Source organism: Pseudarthrobacter sp. R1, from assembly GCF_024494415.1.
GTDB lineage: Bacteria > Actinomycetota > Actinomycetes > Actinomycetales > Micrococcaceae > Arthrobacter.
This window is the reverse complement of sequence record NZ_JAMKFI010000009.1, coordinates 352,737-356,868: the sequence shown is the minus strand read 5'-3', so window position 1 is coordinate 356,868 and position 4,132 is coordinate 352,737. Positions and strand designations below refer to the sequence as shown.

General features: G+C 65.0%; 5 protein-coding genes. 4 read left to right on the top strand and 1 reads right to left on the bottom strand.

Going from position 1 to position 4,132, the window contains the following annotated elements; translation table 11 throughout:
• Nucleotides 1-3 precede the first annotated feature (3 nt).
• Entirely contained in the window at nucleotides 4-117 is a 114-nt protein-coding gene (locus M8J71_RS23700; RefSeq protein WP_374114868.1) for a DUF3096 domain-containing protein, read from the bottom strand.
• Nucleotides 118-180: 63 nt separating this feature from the next.
• Here M8J71_RS23700 and M8J71_RS18900 point away from each other — a divergent pair, with 63 nt between their 5' ends.
• From M8J71_RS18900 to M8J71_RS18885, 4 genes are all read left to right on the top strand, one after another.
• Nucleotides 181-1,014 (top strand): aldo/keto reductase, encoded by an 834-nt coding sequence (locus tag M8J71_RS18900; RefSeq protein WP_256249345.1) that lies wholly within the window; start codon nucleotides 181-183, stop codon nucleotides 1,012-1,014.
• A gap of 132 nt (nucleotides 1,015-1,146) precedes the next feature.
• Nucleotides 1,147-1,413 carry a GlsB/YeaQ/YmgE family stress response membrane protein gene (locus tag M8J71_RS18895; RefSeq protein ID WP_163161485.1) on the top strand — a complete coding sequence of 89 codons (267 nt, stop codon included), beginning with the start codon at nucleotides 1,147-1,149 and terminating at the stop codon, nucleotides 1,411-1,413.
• A 112-nt stretch (nucleotides 1,414-1,525) separates the two neighbouring features.
• Nucleotides 1,526-2,089 (top strand): hypothetical protein, encoded by a 564-nt coding sequence (locus M8J71_RS18890; RefSeq protein WP_256249344.1) that lies wholly within the window; start codon nucleotides 1,526-1,528, stop codon nucleotides 2,087-2,089.
• Between the two features lie 263 nt (nucleotides 2,090-2,352).
• Nucleotides 2,353-4,132: DUF222 domain-containing protein (locus M8J71_RS18885; RefSeq protein WP_256249343.1), on the top strand; the 1,780-nt coding region annotated here is incomplete at its 3' end.

Here is a 4,132-nt window from a genome sequence, read left to right as displayed (position 1 = left end):
ATGCTACGCCGATCCCGGCGCCGACCACTTCACCCGCCTGGACCCGATCAAAGCCAAGAACAACGCCATCAAGAAGCTCAACAGCCTCGGCTTCAGTGTCACCATCACCCCGGCCACCGCAGCCTGAGGAACCCTACTTTCGTATTAGGACGGGCACCACATAAGGGAGAGACTGTTGCAATGACACTTGCACCGCTGATCAAACTCAACGACGGTTACTCCATTCCCCAGGTGGGTCTCGGCACCTGGCCGCTGGACGACGATCAGGCGGCCACCGCCGTCGTACAGGCCTTGGAAGCCGGGTACAGGCACATCGACACGGCCGTGAAGTACGGCAACGAACGGGGTGTGGGCAACGGTATCCGGGCCAGCGGGGTAGCCCGGGAGGAGTTGTTCATCACCACCAAGGTGGATGGCCAATTCCAAGGCAGCGACCGTGCAGCTGAAGGGCTGGACGGGGCGCTGAAGCGTCTGGGGCTCGATTACGTGGACCTGTTCCTGATCCATTGGCCGCTTCCCCAGCGCGAGGAATACGTCTCCACCTGGAAAACCTTCGAGCGGCTGCAGGCGGAGGGCAAGGTCCGCTCCATCGGGGTGTCCAACTTCAAGCCCGCCCACCTGGAGCGGCTGATGGCAGAGACAGAGGTAGTGCCCGCGGTGAACCAGATCCAGTTGAACCCTGCCATCACCCGGACGGCAGAACGCGAGTTCCATGAGAAGCATGGGATTGTGACCCAGTCCTACAGCCCGCTGGGAGGGGACGGCGCCGGCCTGCTGGGCGCCCCCATTTTGTCGCAACTGGCAGAAAAGCATGGCAAAACGCCCGGCCAACTGGTCCTTCGGTGGCATGTCCAAAACGGAATTGTCACAGTTCCCAAAACGGCGAACCCGGAGCGGATGCGGGAGAACCTGGACATCTTTGATTTCGCCCTGGATGCGCAGGATCTAGCGGAATTGGCCATCCTCGACGAGGGTCCCCAAGCGGGCAACGATTCGGACGTCACCGGCCACTAATCAGCCCTGAAATGCGGTTTTTCTCGGAAACGGGGTTGGCAAATAGATAGTAAGCATGATTACTATTGAGGCAGAAGGATGAAGTGCTTCCGGGATCCGGAGGCCTCCTTTACTTAGGAAGAGGAACGAAAAATGGGATTTATTGCATTTCTGATTCTCGGACTTATTGCTGGTGCGATCGCTAAGGCGATCCTCCCGGGCCGGCAGGGTGGCGGCTGGATCATCACCCTCGTCCTGGGCGTCGTTGGAGCACTCCTCGGCGGCTGGATCGGCGGAATGATCTTCGGCAGCGGACTGCAGGAGTTCTTCTCCCTGCAGACGTGGCTGCTGGCCATCGGCGGCGCGCTCATCGTGCTGCTGGTGTACGGCATGATCACCAAGCGCGGCGTGCGCAGCTAACTGGCGCGCTAGCCAGGAAAACCGGTCTGGGGACAACATCCCCTGGCCGGTTTTCCCTATCTCCGGCCTCTCTGGCCGGAACTGAAACCTTCTCACGGAGCAGGAGTTCATCATGAAAAACAAACTTCTTTTGGGCGTCGGAATCGCCGCCGGGTACGTTCTTGGGTCGCGGTCCGGCCGGGCAGCCTACGACAAACTCAAGGCCCGCGCTGCCGGTATCTGGGACAGCAAGCCTGTCCAGGACAAGGTCTCTGTGGCCACTGAGGCCATCAAGGAGAAAGCCCCGGAAGTTGCGGACCAGCTGACTGAGGCGGCCCGCCGTGCAGGCACCGTCATCGGCTCCGCGATGCACCGTGACGGCTCGTCCGGGGACAGCAAGTCCTCTACGTCCGGCGACGCCGCGACATCGGGCACCTCCACTGGCACGGCTGGGACTACCGGGACCTCCGGCGGTTTTGGCGCTACCGGCACGGCCGCTACGACGGATACGCTCGGGACATCGGCCACCTTGGGGACAGCCGGCACAACTGGTACACCCGGCACGACCGGCGCCGCGGGGGCGTCCGGAACGCTCAGCGACGCGGAGCTCGGTGAGGACCACATCCCTGCCCACAGCACGCACCCCGAGACGCACAACCTGGGAACCACCAGCGACGAGCCGGATTCCAAAGCGTAGTCACGCGCCTGCCCATTTCGCGGCGGTTCCCCTTGTCCTCCTTTGTGACATGAGGCCGCATCGCTGATGTGCTACAACTGAATGGCTTTGCTGGCCGTCGCGATCCTTGGGGGACGCGGCGGCCAGCGGCGTTTGGCCCACCGATAGTGCGTCCTGGCTCTCTCGATCAGGCTGAAAATCCTGCGTATCCCGTACCGGCCCGGTTTATCCACATAGCTGCTTTGGCCGGCCCTTTTGTCAGTGGTCTTTGGCAGAGTTGTCCTATGGAAGCCAATGGGGATCAGCTTGCGGAGTACGGCGGTTCTACCGCCGTACTGACGCGGGCTGGCAGCGTTGCCTCCCGTGGTTCTAAGGTGTCCGACGGCGATCCCGGCCTGGGTTCTGCGGGCCGGCTGCGTGCCGTTCCCGGCTTGCCCCTGGCTGACGTGGCTGAGCCCCTTCCTGTGGCGGGGCATGCATCGGAGTCGCTTCCGGCCGGGACCCCGTCCAGTGCTACTGGTCAGCCGCTTGGCCTGAGCGAGATCAGCGGACTCCTTGCTGCTGCCGCGGCTGCTGCCCCCAGGATTCTCGCGGGCGCTGACTACGTCGAGGCCGCCGATTATGCCGGGCAGGTCGAGGACCTCTCCCGGTCCGTGGAGTACCTGCAGGTCCTGGCCGCCGGGACGGTGGACCGTACACGCACGCAGGCCATTGCCGCGGCGGACGCCGCCCGGGCCAGCCGCTCCCGGACGGGCAAGGGCTGGGTCACCGGCTGGGACAACGGCGTGGAAACCCTGAACGAAACCGACACCGCCTGGCCAGGAGACTCTGGACTCAACAGTTCAGCAGTCAGCGGGTCAGCAGCCGACGGTCCAGCGGTCAAGGGTTCACTGGCCAGCGAGTCAGCGGCAAGAGGCGCGCGGACGCATATCGAGTCGGACAGCCCCGCCCGGGTGATCACCTCGCCGGCTGATGACGGGTGCGCGAACACAGCAGAGTTCCTGCGGCTCCGGCTGCGGATCGGCAAGAGCGAAGCCCACCGCAGGCTCGCCCTCGCAGCGGACATCCTGCCAGCAACTACCCTAACCGGCGACAGCATCCCGGCCACCCGCGGACACCTCGCCGCCGCCCTCACACCCGCAGCCGCACCCGCCGGCAACCTCCAGGACACAGCGGACACCGAGAACACCACCGAGGACGGGGGCAAGGACACCGCCACTACCAGCCAGGCCACGAACAGCCAGGCCGCTACCAGCCCTGCTGTTTCATCACGGGCCGGGACCATCATCGCGCTGACCCTGAACCGGCTCGGCCACCTCGTCACACCGGAGCGGTTGGAGCTGATCGAGGAAAACCTCACCACCACAGCCGCCACCGCCGACCCGGACTTCCTCGCCCGCGTCGCCCGCCGCTGGGCCGACACCATCGACGCCGACGGCACCGAACCCAAACCCAGCGAAGAAGCCCTCCGCCATACCCAAGGCGCCTTCATCCGCAAACCCCGCCACGGCCTGCACCACATCGAAATCTTCGCCACCACCGACCAGTACGAACACCTCCTCACCGTCATGAACACAGCCACCAACCCCCGCACCACCCCACCCACCGGCACCGGTGCTGGCACCGGTGCCACTGGTGCTGGTCCGGGTGCCGCTGGTGCTGGTACTGGTACTGATCCCTGGCGGGACGGCGACCTGGACCTGGACCGCCGCACCCGGCCGCAGAAACAGCTCGAGGGAATCATCGGCGCCGTCAAAACCGCCCTGGCCACCAACACCCTGCCCGCCACCGGCGGCAACCGCCCCCAAATCATCGCCACCATCAACTACCAGGACCTCCTCCCCCACCCCACACACCCCAGCGGTAAGGCCACCGGCACCGGCACGGGGAACTTCGCCTTCACCGGCCCCGTCGCCGCTGCCACAATCCGCAAAATTGCCTGCGACGCCGACATCATCCCCGCCCTCCTCGGCACCCACGGCGAAATCCTGGACCTCGGCCGCAAAACCCGGCTCTTCACCCCCGCCCAACGCCAAGCCCTCACCGCCCGCGACCAAGGCTGCA